Source organism: Pseudomonas umsongensis, from assembly GCF_002236105.1.
GTDB lineage: Bacteria > Pseudomonadota > Gammaproteobacteria > Pseudomonadales > Pseudomonadaceae > Aquipseudomonas > Aquipseudomonas umsongensis.
Genome location: NZ_NIWU01000002.1, coordinates 1121440 through 1145493 on the forward strand (window position 1 = coordinate 1121440; position 24054 = coordinate 1145493).

Genomic DNA, 24054 nt, shown 5'->3' on the forward strand with positions numbered 1-24054 from the left:
GGTGCTCAGGCTCACGACAAGAGCCTTGGTGGTGGCACGATATGACACGCCAAAGGCAGTGAAGGCTTTGACTGGCTTGGTACTACGGTTTCCACTCGACCTGCCTAGGCATCGCGCTCCTTGGCTTTGGCTACTTAATCGGATAGCTCACGATAGACATGCTGCCATTCAATGCGACCATCTGATTACCTCTTAACTCGACCGCAGGGAAGCTAGAGAAGTGGACGTTTCGGGATGAAAGGTCTACGAACAATGATTTGTCAGACAGATCAAGCTTCACTGCGCCAGCTGGGTATATGCCCTTGTCTTTTTCAGTGACGAGGAACGCAAGAGGAAAGAACGAAAGTAGGCTCATGCAACAGGTATGACCCGAATTCCACACGCTGAAGAGTTTGATGCTTTGGTGATGTCGATGGGGAAAGAACCAGTAAAACACGTCGTGAGTATCGTTCATCGCGTGATCATCACCCAGCACAAATTTCTTCAGTGGGTCGAAGTACGGAGTCGGCTGGCTGGGTGCAATGCATTCCGTCACTGATGTAGCGGATAGAATGTGGCCCACCATGGCTCGCGTGTACTTCAAGGCATTGACTGGGACGTGCGCACTCGACACGGGGCTGTTTGCATAAGTGAAAAAATGACGGATTTTCTGAGTCAGTACCTTGCAGACCTCTGCTACTTCACCGTCGTTCTGACCCAAAGCTGTCATGTTGCAAGTTCGGCAGATCGTCTTGAATTTACTTCCATTAGGGGATCGGATGCCTTTGACTTTTGGGGAGCGGAGGTCAAACATCTCGGTCAGATGCACCTGCTCAACCTTTGTGACAGTAATGCTGCCTTGGGGTGGCACATGATCTTGAGAAAGACTTCCATATGTGCCGCAAATTAGGCAATGACCTTTGGTGATTCTGGTGTGCTTGTCTCGTTCGGATAGCGAGTTGGCGTAATTGCCCATGGCGTGTTCCCGTCCGTTGGTATCGCCCAGATGGTATCAGCGAAGATGAGTTACAGGGCTAGTCCCAAGAAATCGAAGCAGGTACGACATCAGGCGATGGTCGTTTCTCGCTTGATTCTGTACACCGTGGCAACACCACAGTCAGCCTGCTTGGCGATCATATCGGCAGACATTGTCGGATGCTTCTCCATCAGCGACCTTACCTTTGCCCACTTGGCATTGTTCCTGCCTTTGCCTGTTGGCCTCCAATCTGGATCAGCAGCTTTCTTGTTTTCCAGTCCTTGCTTGATGCGCTCCACACGCTTCTCTTGATCCAGTCGTGCCATGGTTGCCATCAAATCAATCAGCATGTTGTTGATCACATCCATGATTTGCCCAGTGATTCCCTTGGCCTCAACCAGCATATGACTGGTAGGCAGATCAGCTACAACCAGACGCAGTCCCTTTGCCTTGATAGTGCCCTTGAGAGTGTCCCAGTCAGCTTGCGAGAGGCGACTCAGGCGGTCTACGGACTCAACCAATAGCACGTCTCCACTCTCGGCAGTGTCGAGCAAGGAAAGAAGCTCAGGACGGTTGAGCTTGGTCCCACTGATGTTCTCGGCGTACACGCCAACGATGCTCAAACCTTTCTCGATAGCGAACGACTCCAGAGCCACTTTTGCACGATTGGCATCTTGGTCTTTGGTCGATGCACGGAGGTAGAGGTGGGCGTTCATGGCTTGCTATCCTTTGTCATTCTATTTGATAGACAAATGATAAATTAATCATATAGCTTTCCGCAATAGTCTATTGATAGTGGTTTCCTGACGGCTCTCGGACTACCGGATAGGTCTACTGCTTTGATAGTGGGTTTGCGAGCTGGGAAAGGCTGTGAAGGCGAGCTTCGCCTAATGGCATGATCTGCACGTCCAAGAAATGACGCTCACCAAAGGTGCTGCTCTCCGCACCTGTGACATAACCGCTGCAGATCAATTCGTCCATCAGGGCCACTTCATTCGCGTTTGTGATCTGTGTTGTACCTGCGGCGATCTTCTGTAACAGAATGCGATGTAGCCTTTCTTGAGTTTCCACTTTGATCACCTGTCCGTAGGTCACGGAGCATCAGAGGTCATGATGGTCGATTGACTACGAGCTGATCGGGAGGTTCACATTCATTCGCCGCTGAGTAACCATCACGCACGCGTATTCCCTGCACTGGGAAATCAGCGTTGTTTGTATGCAGCGGCTCATCGAGCGAGTACAAGCTATCTCCGAAGGTACTCGATGCTTGAAGCAATGGCGTCCGCATTCATGTCTAGGATCGATAGGATCGACAACACATTCTCGTGGGCGGTCGTTGCCCCTTGCCGCTTGATCCAGAGCGATAGTTCTTCAAGTCCTGCTCTGAGCGCCTGTTGGTTGTGTATCAGCAGCTCCAGCGTGTCGCCAGTGACTGAGGTGCGATCGTACATGAGGGCTGTCCTTGTCAGTGTGGAAAGCCCTTCAGTGTAGCCCCAACAAGCACCTTGATAGCCCTGATGCTGCTCTGTGCGAGTGAGATTGCAACGGTCTCAATATCAGCCTCCAGACTTCTGTAGAATGGGGCAATTGAAATTGGAAGAGTTGTGCGGGGAATTGGAATGAAACATCTGGTAATCAAGGTTGTAAGTTTTTTCGCATGGGTAGGTATTCTCTTCAGTGTCATCGGAGGTGCCATTGTGGGTTCTGGAACAGGCCACGAAGTCATCGGTGCAATACTGGGCTTTATGGTTGGCTGCTTCGGTTCGGGCATTTGGTTTCTGCTGGTGTCTATGCACGACAAGCTCACGACCATTGCTATGGCTGCCAAGCGAATTAGTCCCAGTGAAGCGCAGTCGCCATCTCTTGCACCTGAAGAAAAATCACCGGGATGGCTGGACGTAATCTCAGGCAGCAAGCCATAGACCAGAAACCATTCCAGCTCCATTGGATCGCTTGCACCGAAAGCGGCCAGCTTTCAGTAGTTCACGCTTTGATTGTTGATCACCACTGACCTGACGGTCGAACAAAGCACCAATAAAATTTCTACACAAATCTAGCTCTTGCCTTTGCCCTTGATCTTGTTTGTTGGTGCAGAAACGAATGCGGACGCATTGGGTAGTACCCCCGTCAGCGGATGCTGGCAGGTATTGCACGTCACCTTCGGTGGAGCAGATCAAGAGCAAAGAGCTTGGATGTGTGTTGATTTCATTTTATTTATTGGTGTGCTGATCCAGAATCGGGACGATGCGGTATTTCTAGCCTCTTATAAATCTGTCGTTAACTGATTTTACTGACCCCCCCCCAACGGTTTTCTCGTCGGGGGCGAGCAGTCTTGATTTAGGCAGTCTGCAATTCTACTTGCCATTTCTTGACAGTGGTCTTGGATACTCCGGATTGTCGTGCAATCGCTTTGATAGCCTCACCTTGTTCCAGCAGGCGTAGTACTTCCTGTCGCTTCGGGTGTTCCATCCGAGCAGGCTGCTTTTCCTCACTCATGTTGGTCCGCCAAAACTGGTTGAAGTCAGTCGCCAAATCGAGCTGAAGCAGAATCTCTGGGTGGCGTTCAAAGTACAGTGCAATGCCCCTCAGGGCGACTCTCGTAGCTTCAACGACCCGTTGAATCTGCCTCACGCTCATCGGTTCGTGATCGTGGTTCAGCAAGCACCTTGAGGCGCTCTCCACTGAAATCTCTGGCAGATAGAGCAATTTAGTGACATCAGTAGGAGAAACGCTGTACCTACCGTTGATCACGCCCGGCCCCGTGTTGATAGCACCTCGAACGTAGTGGTCCAGCCAAGGCAGACGAACCTCTTCGATCTTAGCGGCCCACATCAAGTCCCACAGTTTATTCTCGATGATCTGTGCTTTTCTGCCTTTACCAGTCTTCGCCTCGGGGCGTGAAGGAGCGGTGGCTATGGGGAAGCTGAGAACTGGCGCTGTGAGCCCGGCATTCACAACTGGGGAGTGAATTGCGATAGGACTACCATGTTCATCTATGACGAACGCAGTACTTTCTTGGAAGGGGGCGACTGGGTAATCAATTGGCTCTGGGCTGTAATCAGAACAGGTGTAGTTACCCAATATCTCGCCGCTCACCTTGTCGACAACGAAACTGTCAATGGTGGTGGTGCGGTGCTTGGTCAGTGTGGAACGAATGTCGGTAGCTGGTGCGGCGATGGGCAATACTTTGTTGCGGGCGAGCGTAGTCATCGTGTTTTCTCCTGTGTCAGTTCATTTCAATAGGCAATTCCTCTCGGGTAGCTGCCGGTTAGGGTTGGTAATTCACAGGCGTTAAAAAGCCCCCTTGCAAGGCACCAAATCGGTGGTCGCGGCGGAGGCTTCTGAGCTGTCTGTCTACCTACTGGGTAGGCGGCGAATTATACAGATTTTCGGTCGCCTGTCAAGAAGTTGTTGCGGATAGAATCAGAATGTGCTTGGGTTCAGGGCTGGGCGCTAATCATTCTGAGCCCCTATAGCACCGTGCAATTTTGCATAAACCAGTTTCCAGCGAAGTGGAAGCGCCCTGCTTAGTGCTGACGGTCAGTTTGCCTAGTAAACACTGGGCGTAATGGACGTGGGCGATTGGATTCTGAAGACAGTGATGCAAGTTTTACCGAGGTTTATCAGGGTTTTCGACAAGTTTCGGAGCCGTGCTCAAGTAGCTCGAAAAGCTCGGGCGTTTGCCTCCATAAGCGATTGAGCAGGCAAACTGATGGTGTCCCGTGAGGGGGCGCTGAGATGTGACCAGTCGCCCAGTCTCTGCTGGTCAGGTGATGTGTTGCAGTGCCGCCGCCATCGCTTTCAACGGTGTCCTGCTGCCATAGATGCCGAATGTCACCGAGCTGTCCTCATGTCCAACGATTCGCTTGATCAGTGAATCTTGCACGCCAGCGTCCCGCAAATCATCAATCAGCGTATGGCGGAAGCTGTGGAACGTCTTCTTCGGATCAGTGATGCCCCGCTTGGTCTTGTAGCGTCCGAACCACTTCGATGGTGCATGGCCCAGCTTGCCTCGTACTGGTTCTAGTTCTGGGAACAATCGATCTGCACCGGTGGCTTTGACTGACTCAACATGCCCCAGTAGACCAAATTCGAACAAGGCGGGGTGGAGGGGTAGCAAGCGTCGGCTACTGGAGTTCTTCAGCTTCTGGCTTTCGCTGCTGTCATCGATACGGATGCATTGAATACCCTGTTGCTGGATGAAGTCATCCACATGCAGTTGGCATAACTCTTCCAATCGTGCCCCCGTGAAGCGGCCCAGTAGTGGTATCCAGTACCGCCAAGGATGCTTACGGGACTCCGTTTTGAGTTCATCCAGATTGAGTAGGGCCGTCAAGTCTTGTTGCTCAAATGAAAGCCGTGCGTCCTTGGCTGATCCCGTCATTACCTTCAGACCTGCCAGCGGATTGTCCGTGATATAGCCGTTGGCCTTGCACCAATTGAGAAAGGCAGAGAGTTTACGCAGCCGGTTGTTCACTGTTACCGCAGAGATCGTCTTGTACGTTCCGGCTGACTCGACAACCTGTCGTAAAGTCTTACCTTCGAACTCAGGGCGTAGGCCGAAGTATTGAGGGCATCGGCTCAATCGTTCTTTCAGCAGTCGGGCTTGCCGAGCGTCGAAGGCTTCGACTGGCATGTCACCCATCAGCTCGAACAGATCACGTAGGGCGCGCTCCACCTCGAAGGTGCTGACGGTTCGCCACGTACCTCCACGTTTTCCCTCATCTATATAAAGCTTCGACAGGGTAGACAGAGCCGGACCTTCAGCGACTGATTTCGCAGGCTTGGCTATGGGTTTGTGTGAGCGATGCGTTGAGGGTGGGGGTGGGCATCTATCTCGCCATTCAGTGCAAAGCCTACGCAGCGTCAGGATGTCTGCCAGAGGGTGCTCACACAGGTAGCTATGCACTTGCTGGGCCAGTGAGCTGGCGAGGAATAATGCAGCCTGACGTTCTCGTAAGTTCAGGCACATACGCAAGGTGTGACGGTTTGGAAACAGATGCTTGGGCAATCGAAGGTTCAGGTAGTAGACCGATTGGCGGCGGACGATATAGGCCATGAGTGGAACACCAAAGTGGAACAGCAGAGTGGAACAATGCTGGCCGCACCTTGAGTTTTAACTGCCCGTGCAGTGATTTTGCACGGTAGATATCTTGCAACCTCAAAAGCCTGAAACCCTTATTGCACAAGGTCTGCAACGATCAGCGAGCATGCTTGCATGCCACCTCGGTGGACTGGAAGGGAGCAGCCGCAGCGGTGACATTGTGTGCCGGGGTGTGGCTGGTGGGGTTACCACCTTAACGAACCGCGAGACCCTCTCTCGCGTAATCAATCAAACCGGTTTCCTGTACCGCCATGGCGCCTGCCCATCGCGGCTTTTTGTCGTCTGCGATTTGGTGGCGACATAAAAAAGGAGCTCGACCTGTCGGACGCGACACGTCGATCATCGTTCTTGCTGGCTCTAAGGCTTGGACAAGGCCTGGTCAACCGCTGCAATCAGCTTTCCCAGATCCTTTGGGGGGGCTTTATGTATGACATCGAACAGGTACGCCCGTTGTTCGTCCTCATCGCCAGGGTCGGCGAAAAAGGCTTTCAGCTTCACCCCCAGCACATTGGCAAACATGAACAGTGCGTCCACGCTGGGGGTATAGGTACCGGTTTCGAAGCGGCTGATGGTTTTGGGGTCAAAACCGGTTCTTTCGCCAAGTTCAGCCTGAGTAAGCCCCGCGACCTTGCGGTACCGCCGGATGGCTGGACCCAAACTTGAAATGTGCATCGCTTTAATTCCCATTTAGAATCAAGAACTTAACGATTGATGTAGTAATAGGCAACTGCATTAACCATCACCTTGCTTTGCAAAATGTGATGCATTTCGTAGAATTGCCGTCCAAAAGCGACATTGAGTGAGCTTGTTTCAGATTATGGAATAATATGAAAAAGCCACTATTGCGTAGTTACGCAAGGCGGCGAAAGCCACTTGCAGTCTTGCAGAATATTACCAGCATCGGTGTTGCTGCCTTGAACGGGTTCCACCGCCGGCGACAACGAGCCTGACTCATGGATGAGAAATACCGCAGGGCGGTGGATGCCGCCGCGATTTTTTCCGAGACCGACCTGGGCGGCCGGATCACCCACGTCAATGAACAGTTTTGCGCAGTGTCCGGGTACAGCCGTGAAGAGTTGCTTGGGCAAAACCATCGCATGCTCAATTCCGGCATGCACGCCACTGACTTCTTCGTCGACATGTGGCGCACCATCTCCCGGGGTCATATCTGGAAGGGTGAGATCTGCAATCGTGCCAAGGATGGCAGCCTGTATTGGGTCGAAAGCACCATGGTGCCGGTGATCGAGACTGCCACCGGGCGGGTAGAGCGGTATCTGTCGATTCGCTTTGACATCAGCGAAAAACGCCAGCTCCTGCATTCCCTGCAATGGCGGGTCGGTCATGACGTGCTGACCGGGCTGCCCAATCGTGCATTTCTCTCGGATCTGCTCGATCAGGCGTTGGAGTTCTCCCGGCAGGAGAGCATTCCGCTGGCAGTGTGCATGCTCGATCTCGACGGCTTCAAGGCGATCAATGACGGCTACGGGCATGCCACCGGCGATCTGTTGCTGGTGGAGGTGGCCAAGCGCCTGCGCAACGTCGTGCGTGGCGAGGATGTGGTCGCGCGGCTGGCCGGCGACGAGTTCGTCCTGGTGTTGCGCTACGTCCATGACCTGCCGAAATTGCGGGCCGCGCTGAACCGGGTACTGGGGGCGATATCGGCACCGTACTCACTGCACGGCAAGGACATCAATGTGTTTGCCAGTATTGGCGTCACGCTCTTTCCTCACGACAACGAAGATGCCGGGACCTTGCTGCGTCATGCCGATCAGGCCATGTACGTGGCCAAGCAGAGCGGTCGCAAGCGCTTTCACTTGTTCGACGTGAGCCGCGACCGCGAGGTCAAGGCCACTCACGAGACGGTCGAACGGGTGCGTCAGGCGCTGGATGCCGGAGAGCTGCGCCTGCAGTTCCAGCCCAAGGTCAACATGCGCCGTGGCCAAGTCGTTGGCTTTGCGGCGGTGCTGCGCTGGGAGCACCCGCAAATCGGCTTGATGCCTGCCCGGGATTTTTTGCCTCAGGTGGAGGAGACGGACCTGATCATCGATATCGGTGAGTGGGTGCTGGACCGGGTGTTGGCGCAGCTGGATCAATGGCGCCAGGCCGGGCATGACTGGCCGGTGAGCATCAATATCGCGGCGCGGCATTTTCAGCGGGCGGATTTCGTCGAGCGCCTCAAAAACCTGTTGGCGCGGCACGAGCGAGTCGCTCCGCAGCGGCTTGACCTGGAAATCGTCGAGTCGGTCGCGGTCGAGAACATCCAGCATGTCAGTGCCTGTCTGCAGGCTTGCCAGGCGCTGGGGGTGCAGTTTTCCCTGGGGGATTTCGGCACCGGCTACTCATCCCTGAGTTACCTCAAGCGCCTGCGCACCCAGGCCATCAAGATCGACAAGTCCTTTGTGCGCGGCATTCTTCATGATGGCGATGACTTGGCATTGACCACGGCCGTGATCGGCCTTGCCCGGGCATTTGGCCGCCAGGTGATCGCCGAGGGGCTGGAAAGTATCGAGCACGGTGAGTTGCTGTTGCGCCTGGGGTGCGAGGTGGCCCAGGGCAATTTCATTGCGCAGCCTATGCCTGCTGACGATGTGCCCGGCTGGGTCGCGGGTTTTGTCGTGCCGGCGCAATGGCGGGCGGCAGATGCCACCGCACAAGGTCATGGCCTGGGTTCAGTCTTGCCTCCGACATAAAGGGCAATGATGTCGTCGATCTCCCCGGACATCTTCATGCGCAGCAGGGTGCGCAGGATGCGCTGCACCGGCACCTTGGGGTCGTTGCGCACGTAGCAGCCGACGCGTTGCTCCTGCAGGAGCGCCACGCTTTGCAGTTGCTGCTGCGGCAACAAGCGCTGGTTGAACCAGTCAAGGGTCCATTGGTTGCTGACCGCATAGCGGTTGCGCCCGGCATGCAGCTTCTCCAGCACCTGTTCCTGATTGCGGGCATCGTCGCGATACAGCCGGTTGGCGTCGAACAGGGGTTGCAGGGTTGGGTAGCTGTAGCCCAGGACCGTCCCGATCGATTGATGGGGCAAGTGTGTCGGCGTGACGGAGGCGATTGCATCGGGACGGCTGACCAGCAGGTCGGGTTGAGTCCAGAGCGGAATGCTCCAGATATAGTCGCCGGACTGGTTCGGCGTCCAGGACTGCGCGGCGTAGCAGCGTATGTCGACCTCGCCCTGTTCCATGGCGTTTTGCACCCGGCCGCGGGGCAATACGTGGAACTGCGCCGGCACGCCGACCTGGGTCGCGAGGCTGAGCATCACGTCATACAGGATGCCCTGGGTCGGCCGGCCACGTTCAAGTTGCACCATCGGCATCGCCCAACTGTCAGGCACCACGAAGCGCAACGGCGCATCAGCGGCCGTTCCGTCCAGGCTTAACAACAGCAGTGCCCCCCAGGCTAACCGCATAAACGCTCCGCTAACTTTGACGCAAAAAGCCCGCAAAATGCAGCTTAGCCAGATTAGACGAGCGCACCGGATGCAATTTGTGCCTTGCTCCGCTAGCATTAGCCGCTTCTGCTTCCTTCGCTGCGACGGTTTTCGATGAGTTATCAGGTTCTTGCACGTAAATGGCGTCCGCGCTCGTTCCGCGAAATGGTCGGCCAGACCCATGTGCTCAAGGCTCTGATCAATGCCTTGGACAGCCAGCGGCTGCACCACGCCTACCTGTTTACCGGTACGCGCGGGGTCGGCAAGACCACTATCGCGCGGATCATAGCCAAATGCCTGAACTGTGAAACAGGTATCACTTCAACGCCCTGTGGCGAGTGTTCGGTGTGCCGCGAGATCGATGAAGGCCGCTTCGTCGACCTGATCGAGATCGACGCCGCCAGCCGCACCAAGGTCGAAGACACCCGCGAGTTGCTCGACAACGTGCAGTACGCCCCCAGCCGCGGGCGTTTCAAGGTCTACCTGATCGACGAAGTGCACATGCTCTCCAGCCATTCTTTCAATGCGCTGTTGAAAACCCTCGAAGAGCCGCCACCCTACGTCAAGTTCATCCTGGCCACCACTGATCCGCAGAAACTTCCTGCAACGATTCTTTCGCGTTGCCTGCAGTTCTCCTTGAAGAACATGACCCCGGAACGGGTGGTCGAGCATTTGAGCCATGTGCTGAGTGTCGAGAACGTGCCGTTCGAAGACGACGCACTGTGGTTGCTCGGTCGCGCCGCCGACGGTTCGATGCGCGATGCCATGAGCCTCACCGACCAGGCGATTGCCTTCGGTGAGGGCAAGGTCATGGCCGCGGACGTTCGGGCGATGCTTGGCACCCTTGATCACGGCCAGGTCTATGACGTCCTGCATGCGCTGATCGAAGGCGATGCCAAGGCCCTGCTCGAAGCGGTCCGCCACCTGGCCGAACAAGGCCCGGACTGGAATGGCGTGCTCTCGGAGATCCTCAATGTGCTGCACCGGGTTGCCATTGCCCAGGCCTTGCCGGAAGGCGTCGACAACGGTCATGGCGACCGAGACCGGGTGCTGGCCCTGGCCCAGGCGTTGCCGGCCGAAGACGTGCAGTTCTATTACCAGATGGGCCTGATCGGCCGCCGCGACTTGCCGCTGGCGCCGGATCCCCGTGGCGGCTTTGAAATGGTGCTGTTACGCATGCTGGCATTCCGGCCCGCGGACACCGCGGACGCGCCGAGGCAACCGCTAAAGCCAGTGGGGATCAGCCAGGCCACGGTTGATTCCGCCAAATCAGTGGCTGCCACGCCGGTCGTTGCAAAGGTCGTCGCTGCACCGGTTGCACCTGTCGCGGCGGTGGCTCCGGCACCCGCGCCGGTTGTCGCTGAACCTGTACCTGTACCTGTACCTGAGCCGGTGGTCGAGGCGGTCGTGGTCGAGGAAGTGGTCGACCTGCCATGGAACGACCCGGTCGAGCCAGAAGCCGTTCAAAAGCCAGCTGTCGAGCCGGTGCTGGAAACCGCCAGCGAGCAGCCCGAGTTGCCGCCCATGCCGTTGCCGACCCCGGACAGCGTGGTACCGGACGCGCCGGAGTGGGCCGCCGCGCCCATTCCGGAACCGACGGTGGCGCAAGTCGATGCCGCTACCCCAGGCATGGATCTGGATGACGAGCCGCCACTGGACGAAGACTATATCGAGCCAGACATGGACTCGGCCTACAGCTACCTCGACGAACTGGCCAGCGAACACACCGCCGAGCCTGCCGCGGCGCCCGAGCCTGAGCCCGCCGCAGCGCCGGCCACGGGCCTGGCCCTGCAATGGCTGGAGCTGTTCCCGAAACTGCCGATTTCCGGCATGACTGGCAGCATCGCCGCCAACTGCACGCTGATCGCGGTCGATGGCGACAACTGGTTGTTGCACCTGGACCCGGCCCACAGCGCCTTGTTCAACGCCACTCAACAACGTCGTCTCAATGAAGCATTGAACCAGTATCACGGGCGGACCCTGACCCTGGCCATGGAGCTGATCAAGCCCGAGCAGGAAACCCCGGCCCAGGCGGCGTCCCGTCGGCGTGCCGACCGTCAGCGCGAGGCCGAGGAGTCGATCCACGGTGATCCGTTCATCCAGCAAATGATGCAGCAGTTCGGTGCGGTGATCCGTAACGATACTATTGAACCTGTCGAGGCCCTGGCCAGTCAGGGCTAATAACTGAAGGCGCTCGCCCGTACGGGTTGGACGTCGTTTAATCCAAGTACTTTTGAGGTGATTCCCATGATGAAAGGTGGCATGGCCGGCCTGATGAAGCAGGCGCAGCAGATGCAGGAAAAAATGGCCAAGATGCAGGAAGAGCTGGCCAACGCCGAAGTCACCGGTAAAGCCGGTGGCGACATGGTCACCGTGGTGATGACCGGTCGTCACGACGTCAAGCGCGTGACCATCGACCCAAGCCTGGTCGAAGGCCTGAGCGAAGATGACAAGGAAATGCTCGAAGCGGTGTTCGCCGCGGCCGTCAACGACGCCGTGCGCAAGATCGAAGCCAACAGCCAGGACAAAATGGGCAGCATGACCGCTGGCATGCAACTGCCACCGGGCATGAAACTGCCATTCTGATTCGCCTTCGGGCGTTGGATGAGCTACAAAAAATGCCAGGCATCGCGCCTGGCATTTTTGTTTCTGGTCACTGATCGTTCCCACGCGCAGCAAAGGAATGCCTAAAGGGACGCTCCGCGTTCCAGCTTCAGAAAGGGACGCGGAGCGTCCCGGGCTGCATTCCCACGCAGAGCGTGGGAACGATCATGTGCCAGGAATAAACATCGAACGCCGTACCGCCACCAAGGTCTGCTCCCTATACCCCCGAATTCATCGATCACAGGAGACGCTGACATGTCCGACCCCATGACCCTCAACCAACGTATCGTCCTGGCCTCGCGCCCTGTCGGCGCACCGACGCCGGAGAATTTCCGGATGGAGCGGGTCGCGCTACCCGACCTGGCCGAGGGTCAGGTGCTGCTCAAGACCCTCTATCTGTCGCTGGACCCCTACATGCGCGGGCGCATGAGTGACGCGCCGTCTTATGCCGCGCCGGTGGAAATCGGCGAAGTGATGACCGGTGGTGCTGTCAGCCGGGTTGAGCGTTCGTTGCATCCCAAGTTCCACGAAGGCGACCTGGTGGTCGGTGCCACGGGATGGCAAAGCCACAGCATCAATGACGGTCGCAGCATCATTCCAGTGCCCTCGGGCCTGCCCAGCCCCTCCATGGCCCTGGGTGTGCTGGGCATGCCGGGCATGACCGCCTACATGGGCTTGATGGACATCGGCCAGCCCAAGGAAGGCGAGACCCTGGTGGTCGCGGCGGCCTCTGGCGCCGTCGGTTCGGTGGTGGGCCAGGTGGCGAAGATCAAGGGTCTGCGCGTGGTCGGCGTGGCGGGCGGGGCGGAAAAATGTCGTTATGTCACTGAAGAGCTGGGCTTCGATGCCTGCATCGACCACAAGAGCCCGGATTTCGTCGACGACCTTGCCAAGGCGTGCCCCAAGGGTATCGATATCTATTATGAGAATGTCGGTGGCAAGGTGTTCGACGCCGTGTTGCCGTTGCTCAACCCCAAGGCGCGGATTCCGCTCTGTGGCCTGATTGCTTCCTACAATGCGAGCGAAGCGCCGAGCGGCCCGGATCGCCTGCCGCTATTGCAGCGCACGCTGTTGACCAAGCGTGTGCGAATCCAGGGCTTTATCGTGTTCGACGATTACGGTGACCGTCAGCCGGAGTTCATCAGCGCGATGGCGCCGTGGGTACGTGATGGCAAAGTGAAGTTTCGCGAAGACGTGGTCGATGGCCTGGAGCAGGCGCCCGAGGCGTTCATCGGGCTGCTGGAGGGGCGCAACTTTGGCAAGCTGGTGGTGCGGGTCGCGCCCAACGACTAAATGACGCTGTGAATTGACGGTCAACAGAGGCGCGGGTATAAACCGCGTCTCGTTGTTTTCGTCGGACTTTTCCCCATGAGCTTCAGCCCTTTGATTCGCCAACTGATCGACGCCCTGCGAGTTTTGCCAGGTGTGGGTCAGAAAACCGCCCAGCGCATGGCGTTGCAGTTGCTCGAGCGTGATCGCAGTGGCGGCTCGCGCCTGGCACTGGCCCTGAACCAGGCCATGGATGGGGTCGGTCACTGCCGTCAGTGCCGCACGCTGACCGAAGACGACCTCTGTCCGCAATGCGCCGATACCCGCCGCGACGACACCTTGCTGTGCGTAGTGGAAGGGCCGATGGATGTCTATGCCGTGGAGCAGACCGGTTACCGTGGCCGCTACTTCGTGCTCAAGGGGCATCTTTCGCCGCTTGACGGGCTGGGGCCGGAGGCAATCGGCATCCCGCAATTGATGGCGCGGATCGAAGAGGCGGGCACCTTTACCGAAGTCATCCTGGCCACCAACCCGACCGTGGAAGGCGAGGCGACTGCGCACTACATCGCCCAGTTACTCAGCAGCAAAGGCCTGATCGCTTCGCGCATCGCCCATGGCGTGCCGCTGGGCGGCGAGCTGGAGTTGGTGGATGGCGGGACGCTTGCGCATTCGTTTGCGGGGCGTAAGCCGATTTCTCTCTAACGTTGTGCGTGGTCTGGGCTGACGCCATCGCGGGCAAGCCCGCTCCCACAGGATCGGCGTCGTACACAAAATCGTTTGCACACCAGAGATCACTGTGGGAGCGGGCTTGCCCGCGATGCAGGCGCCTCGGTGTTCCGGATTGACAAAATCCTGTTGAAAACCAAGCAAGCGCTCGGTTAACTTCGCTGAACCCTTCAGTGGAGCTCGCCCATGCCTGCCTTTGAGGAATACTTCGACCCCAGCCACCAAATGGTCCGCGACAGCGTCAGGCGTTTCGTCGAGCGCGAGATTCTTCCGGACATTGACCAATGGGAAGAAGCCGAAAGCTTTCCCCGCGAGCTCTACCTCAAGGCCGGTGCGGCGGGGATTCTCGGCATTGGCTACCCGCAAAGCCTGGGCGGCAGTCACGAAGGGGATGTATTCGCCAAGATCGCCGCCAGCGAAGAGCTGATGCGCAGTGGCTCGGGTGGCCTGGTGGCGGGGCTGGGCTCCCTGGACATCGGCTTGCCGCCGATAGTCAAATGGGCCAGGCCTTGCGTGCGTGATCGGGTGGTGCCGCAGGTGTTGTCCGGCGAGAAAATCAGCGCCCTGGCCGTCACCGAGCCCGGCGGCGGTTCCGACGTCGCCAACCTGCAAACCCGCGCCGTGCGTGAAGGCGACTTCTACCGGGTCAACGGCAGTAAAACGTTCATCACCAGCGGCGTACGCGCGGATTACTACACCGTCGCGGTGCGCACCGGTGAGCCGGGTTTCGCCGGCATCAGCCTGTTGTTGATCGAGAAGGGCACCCCGGGTTTCACCGTGGGGCGGCAATTGAAGAAAATGGGCTGGTGGGCGTCGGACACGGCCGAATTGTTCTTCGATGATTGCCCAGTGCCTGTAGGCAATCTGATCGGCGGCGAAAACATGGGTTTCGCCTGCATCATGGGCAATTTCCAGAACGAACGCCTGGCCCTGGCCTTGATGGCCAACATGACCGCGCAGCTTGCCCTGGAGGAGAGCCTTGAGTGGGCGCGTGAGCGTGAAGCCTTTGGCAAGCCGATCGGCAAGTTCCAGGTGATCAAGCATCGCCTGGCGGAGATGGCCACGGCCCTCGAAGTCTCACGGGAGTTCACCTATCGGCAGGCGGCAAAAATGGCGGCGGGCAAGAGCGTGATCAAGGAGATTTCCATGGCCAAGAATTTTGCCACGGACACGGCGGACCGGATTACCTACGATGCCGTGCAAATACTGGGTGGCTCGGGTTACATGCGCGAGAGCCTGGTGGAGCGGTTGTACCGGGATAACCGGATTCTGTCGATTGGCGGCGGGACGCGGGAAGTGATGAACGAGATCATCAGCAAGCAGATGGGGCTTTGAGACTTGCGGTGTAGCGATTGACGCTTTCGCGAGCAGGCTCGCTCCCACAGGGGATTTTCGCTGTACACATATTTTGTGCACCACTGTGGGAGCGAGCCTGCTCGCGAAGGCATCGGTGAAGTCGCCGCTTATTTATCGGAAAGGGCAAACTGCGTCAGGCAAAACGTCGGAATCCCCATGTCTTCCAAACGCTGGGACCCACCCAGCTCCGGCAAATCGATGATCGCCGCCGCTTCATGCACCCGCGCGCCCATGCGGCGAATCAGGTTTGCCGCCGCAATCAGGGTGCCGCCTGTAGCGATCAGGTCATCGAACATCACCACAGAATCGCCTTCGCACAGACTGTCGGCGTGCACTTCAAGAAACGCTTCGCCGTATTCGGTCGCGTAGCCTTCTGCCAGGACGTCGGCCGGCAACTTGCCTTGCTTGCGAAACAGCACCAGCGGCTTGTTCAACTGATAAGCCAGCACTGAGCCAATCAGGAAACCACGGGCATCCATGGCGCCAATGTGGGTGAAGTCCGCCTCGACATAACGGTGGGCGAAGCTGTCCATCACCAGGCGCAGGGCCGTGGGCGACTGGAAGAGCGGGGTGATGTCGCGAAAGATCACACCGGGCTTCGGAAAGTCGATCACGGGGCGGATGAGGGATTTGATGTCGAAGGAATCGAAGACCATCGAAGGAGTCCTGGCAGGCTGCAAACGACACAGTATAACGGCGGCTGAACCGTTTCGCTCAGCCGCGATCCACCGAATCAGCCTTCGAGGGAGCCACCGGCCAGGGCGCAGAGCTGGATCGGGTCGAGGATGCGGATTTCCTTGCCCTCGGCGGCGATCAGTTCGTTCTGCTGGAAGCGCGTGAACACCCGCGACACGGTTTCCACCGCCAGGCCCAGGTAATTGCCGATTTCGTTGCGCGACATGCTCAAGCGGAACTGATTGGCCGAGAAGCCGCGGGCACGGAAGCGTGCCGACAGATTGACGAGGAAGGTGGCGATGCGCTCGTCGGCGGTTTTTTTCGACAGCAGCAACATCATTTGCTGGTCATCACGGATCTCGCGGCTCATCACGCGCATCAGCTGACGGCGCAATTGCGGCAGTTGCAGGGCCAGTTCGTCGAGACGTTCGAAAGGGATTTCACACACCGAGGTGGTTTCCAGCGCTTGCGCCGACACCGGGTGTTTTTCGGTGTCCATGCCCGACAGCCCGACCAGTTCGCTCGGCAAATGGAAGCCAGTGAGCTGTTCTTCGCCGGCATCGCTCAGGTTGAAGGTTTTCAGGGCGCCGGAGCGTACGGCGTAAACCGAGTCGAACTGGTCGCCCTGGCGAAACAGAAACTCACCCTTTTTCAGCGGGCGGCCTCGTTTGACGATTTCGTCCAGCGCATCCATATCTTCCAGATTCAGAGAAAGTGGCAAACACAACGGGGCCAGGCTGCAATCCTTGCAGTGGGCCTGAGTGTGAGCGCGCAATTTTACTGGCTCGGACATTTCTTCAATCCTTGTGGGAAAACACACATAAGACGTAAGGGTAACCCACTGCAGGACATTGAAGCCAGCGCACGGCGGATTTGTCGCAGGGTCTAGATCACTCGGGAGAACCGTTGGCGACTGTGTTGCTCCAGGTAAGCGTCAAACACCATGCACACCGAGCGAACCAGCAAGCGACCTGCCGGCAGTACAGTGATGCGTTCGCTGTCCAGCTCAATCAGGCCATCTTTGGCCATGCCCTGCAATTGCGGCCAAAGTTCGCCGAAATAACCTTGAAAATCTATGTTGAAGGCTCGTTCGATCTGGACGAACTCAAGGCTCAAATTGCAGATCAACTGCTGGATCACCGCCCGCCGCACGCGGTCATCGGCATTGCACAGCAGGCCGCGGCTGGTGGCCAGCTGCGCCGACGCCAAGGCGTTCTGATACTGGTTGAGGTCGCTGTTGTTCTGGCAGTACAGGTCGCCGATCTGGCTGATTGCCGACACGCCAAGGCCGATCAAGTCACAATGGCCGTGGGTGGTATAGCCCTGGAAGTTGCGCTGCAGGGTCGATTCCTCCTGGGCGATCGCCAGCTCGTCATCGGGCAGCGCGAAGTGGTCCATGCCGATGTAGCGGTAGCCAGCGTTGGTCAGCTGTTCGATGGTGCGCTGCAGCATCTCCAGCTTTTGTGCTGGCGTCGGTAACTCGTTACTGTTGATCCGCCGTTGCGGCATGAAGCGTTCCGGCAGGTGCGCATAGTTGAACACCGAGAGCCGGTCGGGTTGCAGGTTGATGACTTCGTCGACGGTGCGGGCGAAGTTTTCCGGGGTCTGCTTGGGCAGTCCGTAGATCAGGTCGATGTTGATCGAGCGAAACTGCAGTGTCCGGGCGGCATCGATGACCGCACGGGTTTCCTCCAGGCTCTGCAGGCGATTGACCGCGCGCTGTACGGCCGGGTCAAGGTCTTGCAGGCCGATGCTGACCCGATTGAAACCCAGTTCGCGCAGCAGGCCCATGGTCGACCAGTCGGCTTCGCGAGGGTCGATTTCGATGCCGTAGTCACCGCTATCGTCATCGAGCAGATTGAAATGCTTGCGCAGGTGCGCCATCAGCTGGCGCAGTTCGTCGTGGCTGAGAAAGGTCGGCGTGCCGCCGCCAAAATGCAGTTGCTCGACTTTCTGTGCGGGGTCGAGGTGGCAGGCGATCAGCTGGATTTCCTGTTCCAGGCGCTGCAGGTAAGGCAGCGCCCGGCCGCGATCCTTGGTGATCACCTTGTTGCAGGCGCAGTAGTAGCAAATGTTCGCGCAAAACGGCACGTGCACATACAGCGACAACGGGCGCACGGCCTTGCGGCTGTCGCGCAGGGCATGCAGCAGGTCGAACGGGCTGATCTGGCTGTGGAATTGCACCGCGGTCGGGTAGGAGGTATAGCGCGGTCCCGCCAGGTCATAACGGCGGATCAGATCGGTGTCCCAACGAATGGCGTCGAGCATCATGCGGGCAATTCCCCGGATAGGCTGGCAGTGTTGGCGAGTCTAGGGGGTGGGGCGTTTGGGGATCTTGATTTGCGTCAAAGGGGATCAAGATCAAAAGATCGCAGCCTGCGGCAGCTCCTACAGGGGAATTGCGTAACACCTGTAGGAGCTGCCGCAGGCTGCGATCTTTTGCTTTTAATGCCCCATGAGCCAATGCTGATGCGGCCCCGGCAAGGTCCAGATGCCGAACAACATCACCAGCAATCCGCCCGCCATGCGCACGCTGCGTTTGCGCAACAACGCTGTCACCCGTTCGGCTGCCAGCCCCGTAGCGAGCAGCACCGGCCAGGTGCCCAGTCCGAACGCCAGCATCAACAATGCGCTGTCCAGCGCATTGCCCTGACTGGCCGACCACAGCAGGGTGCTGTAGACCAGCCCGCAAGGCAGCCAGCCCCAAAGTCCGCCCAACAACAACGCCCGGGGCAGGCTCGACACCGGCAGCAGTCGGTTGGCGACCGGCTGGATATGCCGCCACAGGCCGCGACCGAGGCTTTCGATGCGGGTCAGCCCGCTCCACCAGCCGGCCAGGTACAGGCCCATGGCGATCAGCAGCAGGCCCGCGAGCACGCGCATGAACATCGCCGCCGGGCTGTTGGCCACCGCCCAGCCGGCCAGGCCGATCAACAGGCCGGCGGTGGCATAGCTGAGGATGCGCCCCAGGTTGTAGGCCAGCAGCAGGCGAAAGCGGCGACTGCGTTGTTCCTTGGGAATGGCCAGCGTCAATGCGCCCATCAAGCCGCCGCACATGCCCAGGCAATGACCGCCACCGAGCAGACCGAGGATGACCGCCGACACCAGCAGCGGCGCCAAATCAAGCATGGGGCGGCGCCTTGTCGTCGGGTTTGGGCGGATGGCCGCTGGCCTCGTCGACCGCCGCGGTGTGGTTCGGGTCCTGGTCGTCGAACAGGATGCTGTGGGCCGGACCGTCGAGGTCGTCGTACTGACCGCTGTCGACGGCCCAGAAGAAGATGTAGACAGCGATGGCCACGATCAACAGCGCGGCCGGAATCATCACGTAGAGAGCTGGCATCTGGACTCCATGCCCGCGCGGCTCAGGCCGGCAGCGGGCGGGTTTCTGGCGTGGTGCGTGCAGCCGGCGCGCTCGGCAGGCGAGTCAGGCGCAGGGCGTTGAGCACCACGGTCAACGAACTGAGCGACATGCCGACGGCTGCCCACACCGGTGTGATCCAGCCAAGGGCGGCGAACGGCAACATGAGTCCATTGTACAGCGCGGCCCACAGCAAATTCTCGATGATCACTCGGCGGGTGCGGCGCGCCAGGTTGAACGCTTGCACCAGGGCATCGAGGCGGTTGGACAGGAGTACCGCGTCGGCGCTGGTTTTCGCCAGGTCAGTGGCCGAGCCCATGGCCACGCTGATGTCGGCGGCGGCCAGTACCGGCACATCGTTGACCCCGTCTCCGAGCATCAACACCTTGCGACCTTCCTTGTGCAGTTGTTGCAGGACTTGCAGCTTGTCGTCCGGACGCAAGCCTCCACGGGCTTCATCGATGCCCAATTCAGCCGCGACACTGGCGACCATCGGCGAGCTGTCGCCCGACAGCAACAGGGTGCGCCAGCCACGGGCCTTGCAGGCCGCCAGTAGATCAGGGGCATCGGCGCGCAAACGGTCGTCGAGAACCAGCCACGCCAGCGGGCCCTGGCTATCGCCTAACAGCAGCCATTGCCCGGCTTCCTCCGGTATGGAGGGCACCGTGGCGCCGCTGAGTGCACAGACAAAACCGGGTTGACCGATGCGCAGGCGTTGCTCGCCCACCAGTCCTTCGAGGCCCAGCCCCGGCGTGCTGTGAACCTCTTCGGCGGCCACCGGCGCGCGACCAAAAGCGCGGGCAATCGGGTGTTCTGAGCGGTTCTCCAGTGCGGCGGCGAGACTCAGGCATTGATCGCTGGCAAGCGCGCCGAGGGGGCGGATCGAACGCAGCGCCAGGCGCCCTTCGGTGAGGGTGCCGGTCTTGTCGAAGATCACCGTGTCGATCTGGTTCAGGCCCTCGAGCACGTGACCGCGGGTCAGCAACAAACCCAGCTTGTGCAAGGTGCCGGTGGCGGCGGTCAACGCGGTCGGCGTGGCCAGGGACAGGGCGCACGGGCAGGTCGCGACCAGCATCGCCAGCACGATCCAGAAGGCGCGAGACGGGTCCAGCTCCCACCACAACAGTCCGATACAGGCGCAGGCGATCAGTGTCAGCAACAGGAACCATTGCGCGGCACGGTCGGCGATTTCCGCCAGCCGTGGTTTTTCGGCCTGGGCGCGGTCGAGCAGGCGCACGATGGCCGAGAGACGGGTGTCATGACCGAGGGCCAGGACTTCGACAGTCAACGGGCCTTCCACATTCAGGGTGCCAGCGGTGACGGCATCGCCCGGGGTGCGTGGCTGCGGCAGGTATTCGCCGGTCAGCAGCGATTCGTCGATGCTCGACTGGCCTTCGAGGATCTTGCCATCGGCCGGCAAAATCGCCCCCGGATGCACCAGCACGTGATCGCCCACCCGCAGTTCACTGAGCAGGATGCGCTCGCTCTGGCCGTCGGCGCTCAGGCGCAGGCAGGAAGCGGGGAGCAAATTGACCAGTTGCGCGGTTGCGGCGGCGGTGCGCTCCCGGGCTCGCCGCTCCAGGTAGCGCCCGGCCAGCAGAAACAGGGCGAACATGCCCACGGCGTCGAAATACAGCTCGCCGACCCCGGTGATCGAGGTCCAGATCCCGGCGATGTAGGCACTGCCAATGGCCAGCGACACCGATACGTCCATGGTCAGGTGCCGTGTGCGCAGGTCGCGCATGGCGCCCTTGAAGAACGGCGCACAGCTGTAGAACACGATCGGTGTGGTGAGGAACAGCGCGACCCAGCGCAGGATGGCGTGCAGCTCGGGGCTGAGGTCGATGTTGAATTCCGGCCATGTCGCCATGGTTGCCATCATCGCCTGGAACCACAACAGCCCGGCCACGCCAAGCTGGCGCAGGGCCAGGCGATTTTCGCTGGCCAGTTGTTCGCTGGCGCGATCGGCTTGATAAGGGTGGGCGGCGTAACCGATGTGGCGCAATTCGGCGAGCACCCGGCTCAGGGGCAATTGCCCGTCGGCCCAGCGCACGTGCAAGCGATGGTTGGACAGGTTCAGGCGCGCTTCGGCAACGGCCGGCAAGGTGCGCAGGTGTTTCTCGATCAGCCAGCCGCAGGCGGCGCAACTGATGCCTTCCATCAGGAGCGTGGTTTCGGCCAAATCGCCTTCGTGGCGAACGAAGGGTTGCTGTACGTCGGCGCGGTCGTACAGCGCCAATTCATCGACCAGTTGCACCGGCAGCGCCTCGGGGTTGGCCGAGGCTTCGCTACGATGCTGGTAATAGCTTTGCAAGCCACCTGCGACAATGGCCTCGGCCACGGCTTGGCATCCCGGGCAGCAGAATTCCCGCGGCTCCCCGAGTACGACGGCGGTGAAGCGGCTGCCGCTGGGGACGGGCAGGGCGCAGTGGTAGCAGGGGGTCGGGGTGGTGGTCATGAGGTGTTGTCCGATGATCGTTCCCACGCTCCGCGTGGGAATGCCTCCCCGGACGCTCCGCGTCCGCTTCGGCTGGAACGCGGAGCGTTCCTGGCTGCGTCCCCACGCAGAGCGCGGGGGCGATCAGGTAAGGCTTATTTTTTCAGGTCTTCCGCGCCTTGCAACGGTTCATCACCGAGCAGCAATTCCTTGTCATGGTTGACCAGCTCTTCCTCGAACATGCGCCAGATGTGGTCATCCTGGGTGCCGAGCAGTTCGATAAAGCGGCGGCCTTCGATCTTGTCGCTCAGTTGGCCGATATAGCGGCCCTGTTCGGTGTCGCTGCGGGTGAGGGTGATCTTGCGATCCTTCTCCGGTTGCGTCGGCGAGATCAGGTTCAGCTCAAGCGTGGCAGGCTGGCTATTGCCGCTCAGGCGCAGGTCGACTTCACCGGTCACGTCATCCAGATGAATGCTGGCGCGCATCAGCAGGGTCTGCGCCAACAGTTCACGGTCCAGGGAGCGGTTGATGCCCTTGCCGGCCTCGTAGTAGTTGTCGTTGACCAGGTTGTCCGGGTTCTTCACCGCGATGGTCACCATGGACAAGGTCAGGGTCACCGAGCAGGCCAGGATCCCGATGATGATCCACGGCCAAAGGTGCTTGTACCAGGGACTTGCGGCAGTTGCTGCGGGCATGATCACTTCTCTCAACGATTTTGTGGGCCGATGAATCGGCTCTTGGCTTCAACGTGAATGCTGGCGTCATCGGCGTCCCTGAGGATGAATTTCACCTCGTTGGTGCTCGATGGCAATTGTTCCGGGGCCACGGACAGTTCGACCGGCTGGCTGACGATATCGCCTGCCGCAACCTTGATCTCGCGCCGGCCCTGCAGCTTGAGGTCCGGCAGGCCGGCGGCCTCGAGCAGATAGGTGTGGTCGCGCTGGTCCTTGTTCATCACCTTCAGGCTGTAGACGTTCTCGATCCGGCCTTCGGCGTTCTCACGGTACAGCACGCGGTCCTTGCTGACGTCGAAACCGACCAGCGAGCGCATGAAGAACGCGGTCACCAGCACCCCGATCATCGCCATCAGCACCACGGCATAGCCAATCAGGCGCGGGCGCAGTTTATGGGTTTTCTGCCCGGACAGGTTGTGCTCGGTGGTGTAGCTGATCAGGCCGCGCGGGTATTCCATCTTGTCCATGATGGCGTCGCAGGCATCGATGCACGCCGCGCAGCCGATGCACTCGATCTGCAGGCCGTCGCGGATGTCGATACCGGTCGGACAGACCTGGACGCACATGGTGCAATCGATGCAGTCACCCAGGCCCTGGGCCTTGTAGTCGATGCCTTTCTTGCGCGGGCCACGGCTTTCGCCACGGCGCGGGTCGTAGGAAACGATCAGCGTGTCCTTGTCGAACATCACGCTCTGGAAGCGTGCGTACGGGCACATGTAGATGCACACTTGCTCACGCAGCCAGCCGGCGTTGCCATAGGTGGCGAGCGTGAAGAAACCGACCCAGAAATACGACCAGCCATCGGCTTCACCGGTGAAGAACTCGATCACCAGCTCGCGAATCGGCGTGAAGTAGCCGACGAAGGTCATGCCGGTGACGAAACCTATCAACAGCCACAGGCTGTGCTTGCTGAATTTGCGCAGGAACTTGTTGGCGCTCATCGGCGCCTTGTCGAGTTTGATGCGCTGGTTACGATCGCCTTCGGTGATCTTCTCGCACCACATGAAGATCCAGGTCCAGACGCTCTGCGGGCAGGTATAACCGCACCAGACCCGACCGGCGTACACGGTGATGAAGAACAGGCCGAAGGCGGCAATGATCAGCATGCCGGACAGCAGGATGAAATCCTGAGGCCAGAAGGTGGCACCGAAGATGAAGAACTTGCGCTCCGGCAGATTCCACCAGACCGCCTGGTGCCCGCCCCAGTTGAGCCACACCGTGCCGAAATACAGCAGGAACAGGAAAGCGCCACCCGCCATGCGCAAGTTGCGAAACAGGCCGGTGAAGGCGCGGGTGTAGATTTTTTCCCTGGAGGCGTAAAGGTCGACGCTGTTGTTTGCGTTCTTGGTGGGCGGGGTGACGTCGTGTACCGGAATCTGGTTGCTCATCATTGCATCCCACGGCAG

The 24054-nt window shown here is 59.3% G+C and carries 23 protein-coding genes; 7 read left to right on the forward strand and 16 right to left on the reverse strand.

Annotated features, from left to right (window positions below; translation table 11 throughout):
* Nucleotides 1-130: 130 nt before the first annotated feature.
* The 4 genes from PSUM_RS15575 to PSUM_RS15590 all read right to left on the reverse strand — a co-directional run bounded on the left by PSUM_RS15575 (nucleotide 131) and on the right by PSUM_RS15590 (nucleotide 2406).
* Nucleotides 131-955: a metal-binding protein gene (locus PSUM_RS15575; protein WP_083348498.1), complete on the reverse strand. Its 825-nt coding sequence runs from the start codon at nucleotides 953-955 to the stop codon at nucleotides 131-133.
* An 89-nt stretch (nucleotides 956-1044) separates the two neighbouring features.
* Nucleotides 1045-1671, reverse strand: a complete 627-nt coding sequence (locus PSUM_RS15580; RefSeq protein ID WP_083348499.1) for a recombinase family protein — start codon at nucleotides 1669-1671, stop codon at nucleotides 1045-1047.
* Between the two features lie 115 nt (nucleotides 1672-1786).
* Nucleotides 1787-2026 (reverse strand): hypothetical protein, encoded by a 240-nt coding sequence (locus PSUM_RS15585; protein ID WP_083348500.1) that lies wholly within the window; start codon nucleotides 2024-2026, stop codon nucleotides 1787-1789.
* 173 nt (nucleotides 2027-2199) lie between these two features.
* Nucleotides 2200-2406, reverse strand: coding sequence for a hypothetical protein (locus PSUM_RS15590; protein ID WP_083348501.1), 207 nt, complete (start codon nucleotides 2404-2406; stop codon nucleotides 2200-2202).
* A gap of 168 nt (nucleotides 2407-2574) precedes the next feature.
* On the opposite strand from PSUM_RS15590, the gene PSUM_RS15595 reads away from it, so the two are divergent.
* Nucleotides 2575-2877 (forward strand): hypothetical protein, encoded by a 303-nt coding sequence (locus tag PSUM_RS15595; RefSeq protein ID WP_083348502.1) that lies wholly within the window; start codon nucleotides 2575-2577, stop codon nucleotides 2875-2877.
* Between the two features lie 415 nt (nucleotides 2878-3292).
* Here PSUM_RS15595 and PSUM_RS15600 read toward each other — a convergent pair whose 3' ends face one another.
* The 3 genes from PSUM_RS15600 to PSUM_RS15610 form a co-directional block, all read right to left on the reverse strand.
* A complete protein-coding gene (locus tag PSUM_RS15600) occupies nucleotides 3293-4165 on the reverse strand; it encodes a helix-turn-helix domain-containing protein (protein WP_083348503.1) in 873 nt (290 codons plus the stop codon).
* 556 nt (nucleotides 4166-4721) lie between these two features.
* Complete coding sequence (locus PSUM_RS15605; protein ID WP_083348504.1) at nucleotides 4722-6014, reverse strand: site-specific integrase; 1293 nt, start codon at nucleotides 6012-6014, stop codon at nucleotides 4722-4724.
* A 402-nt stretch (nucleotides 6015-6416) separates the two neighbouring features.
* Entirely contained in the window at nucleotides 6417-6731 is a 315-nt protein-coding gene (locus PSUM_RS15610; protein ID WP_020800653.1) for a helix-turn-helix domain-containing protein, read from the reverse strand.
* Nucleotides 6732-7012: 281 nt separating this feature from the next.
* Here PSUM_RS15610 and PSUM_RS15615 point away from each other — a divergent pair, with 281 nt between their 5' ends.
* Nucleotides 7013-8749: a putative bifunctional diguanylate cyclase/phosphodiesterase gene (locus PSUM_RS15615; RefSeq protein WP_033043481.1), complete on the forward strand. Its 1737-nt coding sequence runs from the start codon at nucleotides 7013-7015 to the stop codon at nucleotides 8747-8749.
* Here PSUM_RS15615 and PSUM_RS15620 read toward each other — a convergent pair.
* Nucleotides 8716-9468, reverse strand: coding sequence for a substrate-binding periplasmic protein (locus tag PSUM_RS15620; protein ID WP_083348505.1), 753 nt, complete (start codon nucleotides 9466-9468; stop codon nucleotides 8716-8718). The two genes, PSUM_RS15615 and PSUM_RS15620, sit on opposite strands and share 34 nt — an antisense overlap.
* A 135-nt stretch (nucleotides 9469-9603) precedes the next feature.
* On the opposite strand from PSUM_RS15620, the gene dnaX reads away from it, so the two are divergent.
* The 5 genes from dnaX to PSUM_RS15645 all read left to right on the forward strand — a co-directional run bounded on the left by dnaX (nucleotide 9604) and on the right by PSUM_RS15645 (nucleotide 15423).
* Nucleotides 9604-11670, forward strand: a complete 2067-nt coding sequence (dnaX, locus tag PSUM_RS15625; protein WP_083348506.1) for a DNA polymerase III subunit gamma/tau — start codon at nucleotides 9604-9606, stop codon at nucleotides 11668-11670.
* A 66-nt stretch (nucleotides 11671-11736) separates the two neighbouring features.
* The gene (locus PSUM_RS15630) at nucleotides 11737-12075 is read left to right on the forward strand and encodes a YbaB/EbfC family nucleoid-associated protein (protein ID WP_007933349.1); all 339 of its coding nucleotides are present in this window, start codon (nucleotides 11737-11739) and stop codon (nucleotides 12073-12075) included.
* 273 nt (nucleotides 12076-12348) lie between these two features.
* A complete protein-coding gene (locus PSUM_RS15635) occupies nucleotides 12349-13386 on the forward strand; it encodes an NADP-dependent oxidoreductase (RefSeq protein ID WP_083348507.1) in 1038 nt (345 codons plus the stop codon).
* Nucleotides 13387-13461: 75 nt separating this feature from the next.
* A complete protein-coding gene (gene recR, locus PSUM_RS15640; RefSeq protein WP_020800658.1) occupies nucleotides 13462-14064 on the forward strand; it encodes a recombination mediator RecR in 603 nt (200 codons plus the stop codon).
* Nucleotides 14065-14274: 210 nt separating this feature from the next.
* Entirely contained in the window at nucleotides 14275-15423 is a 1149-nt protein-coding gene (locus PSUM_RS15645; protein ID WP_083348508.1) for an acyl-CoA dehydrogenase family protein, read from the forward strand.
* A 128-nt stretch (nucleotides 15424-15551) separates the two neighbouring features.
* Here the strand turns inward: PSUM_RS15645 and PSUM_RS15650 are convergent, their stop codons facing one another.
* The 8 genes from PSUM_RS15650 to ccoG form a co-directional block, all read right to left on the reverse strand.
* The gene (locus PSUM_RS15650; RefSeq protein ID WP_008057870.1) at nucleotides 15552-16100 is read right to left on the reverse strand and encodes an adenine phosphoribosyltransferase; all 549 of its coding nucleotides are present in this window, start codon (nucleotides 16098-16100) and stop codon (nucleotides 15552-15554) included.
* A 77-nt stretch (nucleotides 16101-16177) separates the two neighbouring features.
* Nucleotides 16178-16912 (reverse strand): fumarate/nitrate reduction transcriptional regulator Fnr, encoded by a 735-nt coding sequence (gene fnr / locus PSUM_RS15655; RefSeq protein WP_020800660.1) that lies wholly within the window; start codon nucleotides 16910-16912, stop codon nucleotides 16178-16180.
* Between the two features lie 92 nt (nucleotides 16913-17004).
* A complete protein-coding gene (hemN, locus tag PSUM_RS15660; RefSeq protein ID WP_033041230.1) occupies nucleotides 17005-18387 on the reverse strand; it encodes an oxygen-independent coproporphyrinogen III oxidase in 1383 nt (460 codons plus the stop codon).
* 177 nt (nucleotides 18388-18564) lie between these two features.
* Nucleotides 18565-19248: a sulfite exporter TauE/SafE family protein gene (locus PSUM_RS15665; RefSeq protein ID WP_020800662.1), complete on the reverse strand. Its 684-nt coding sequence runs from the start codon at nucleotides 19246-19248 to the stop codon at nucleotides 18565-18567.
* Entirely contained in the window at nucleotides 19241-19459 is a 219-nt protein-coding gene (gene ccoS, locus PSUM_RS15670) for a cbb3-type cytochrome oxidase assembly protein CcoS (protein WP_008057874.1), read from the reverse strand. The genes PSUM_RS15665 and ccoS overlap by 8 nt, the downstream gene beginning before the upstream one ends.
* 22 nt (nucleotides 19460-19481) lie before the next feature.
* Complete coding sequence (locus PSUM_RS15675; RefSeq protein ID WP_083348509.1) at nucleotides 19482-21935, reverse strand: heavy metal translocating P-type ATPase; 2454 nt, start codon at nucleotides 21933-21935, stop codon at nucleotides 19482-19484.
* Between the two features lie 134 nt (nucleotides 21936-22069).
* Complete coding sequence (locus tag PSUM_RS15685; RefSeq protein ID WP_033041221.1) at nucleotides 22070-22609, reverse strand: FixH family protein; 540 nt, start codon at nucleotides 22607-22609, stop codon at nucleotides 22070-22072.
* 11 nt (nucleotides 22610-22620) lie between these two features.
* A complete protein-coding gene (gene ccoG / locus PSUM_RS15690) occupies nucleotides 22621-24036 on the reverse strand; it encodes a cytochrome c oxidase accessory protein CcoG (protein ID WP_083348511.1) in 1416 nt (471 codons plus the stop codon).
* Nucleotides 24037-24054: the final 18 nt, after the last annotated feature.

Bases quoted from the DNA above. Each gene is read 5' to 3' on its own strand.
- PSUM_RS15575 (WP_083348498.1), bottom strand. From the start codon at position 955: ATGGGCAATTACGCCAACTCGCTATCCGAACGAGACAAGCACACCAGA.
- PSUM_RS15580 (WP_083348499.1), bottom strand. From the start codon at position 1,671: ATGAACGCCCACCTCTACCTCCGTGCATCGACCAAAGACCAAGATGCC.
- PSUM_RS15590 (WP_083348501.1), bottom strand. From the start codon at position 2,406: ATGTACGATCGCACCTCAGTCACTGGCGACACGCTGGAGCTGCTGATA.
- PSUM_RS15595 (WP_083348502.1), top strand. From the start codon at position 2,575: ATGAAACATCTGGTAATCAAGGTTGTAAGTTTTTTCGCATGGGTAGGT.
- PSUM_RS15600 (WP_083348503.1), bottom strand. From the start codon at position 4,165: ATGACTACGCTCGCCCGCAACAAAGTATTGCCCATCGCCGCACCAGCT.
- PSUM_RS15605 (WP_083348504.1), bottom strand. From the start codon at position 6,014: ATGGCCTATATCGTCCGCCGCCAATCGGTCTACTACCTGAACCTTCGA.
- PSUM_RS15610 (WP_020800653.1), bottom strand. From the start codon at position 6,731: ATGCACATTTCAAGTTTGGGTCCAGCCATCCGGCGGTACCGCAAGGTC.
- PSUM_RS15615 (WP_033043481.1), top strand. From the start codon at position 7,013: ATGGATGAGAAATACCGCAGGGCGGTGGATGCCGCCGCGATTTTTTCC.
- PSUM_RS15620 (WP_083348505.1), bottom strand. From the start codon at position 9,468: ATGCGGTTAGCCTGGGGGGCACTGCTGTTGTTAAGCCTGGACGGAACG.
- dnaX (WP_083348506.1), top strand. From the start codon at position 9,604: ATGAGTTATCAGGTTCTTGCACGTAAATGGCGTCCGCGCTCGTTCCGC.
- PSUM_RS15630 (WP_007933349.1), top strand. From the start codon at position 11,737: ATGATGAAAGGTGGCATGGCCGGCCTGATGAAGCAGGCGCAGCAGATG.
- PSUM_RS15635 (WP_083348507.1), top strand. From the start codon at position 12,349: ATGTCCGACCCCATGACCCTCAACCAACGTATCGTCCTGGCCTCGCGC.
- recR (WP_020800658.1), top strand. From the start codon at position 13,462: ATGAGCTTCAGCCCTTTGATTCGCCAACTGATCGACGCCCTGCGAGTT.
- PSUM_RS15645 (WP_083348508.1), top strand. From the start codon at position 14,275: ATGCCTGCCTTTGAGGAATACTTCGACCCCAGCCACCAAATGGTCCGC.
- PSUM_RS15650 (WP_008057870.1), bottom strand. From the start codon at position 16,100: ATGGTCTTCGATTCCTTCGACATCAAATCCCTCATCCGCCCCGTGATC.
- fnr (WP_020800660.1), bottom strand. From the start codon at position 16,912: ATGTCCGAGCCAGTAAAATTGCGCGCTCACACTCAGGCCCACTGCAAG.
- hemN (WP_033041230.1), bottom strand. From the start codon at position 18,387: ATGCTCGACGCCATTCGTTGGGACACCGATCTGATCCGCCGTTATGAC.
- PSUM_RS15665 (WP_020800662.1), bottom strand. From the start codon at position 19,248: ATGCTTGATTTGGCGCCGCTGCTGGTGTCGGCGGTCATCCTCGGTCTG.
- ccoS (WP_008057874.1), bottom strand. From the start codon at position 19,459: ATGCCAGCTCTCTACGTGATGATTCCGGCCGCGCTGTTGATCGTGGCC.
- PSUM_RS15675 (WP_083348509.1), bottom strand. From the start codon at position 21,935: ATGACCACCACCCCGACCCCCTGCTACCACTGCGCCCTGCCCGTCCCC.
- PSUM_RS15685 (WP_033041221.1), bottom strand. From the start codon at position 22,609: ATGCCCGCAGCAACTGCCGCAAGTCCCTGGTACAAGCACCTTTGGCCG.
- ccoG (WP_083348511.1), bottom strand. From the start codon at position 24,036: ATGAGCAACCAGATTCCGGTACACGACGTCACCCCGCCCACCAAGAAC.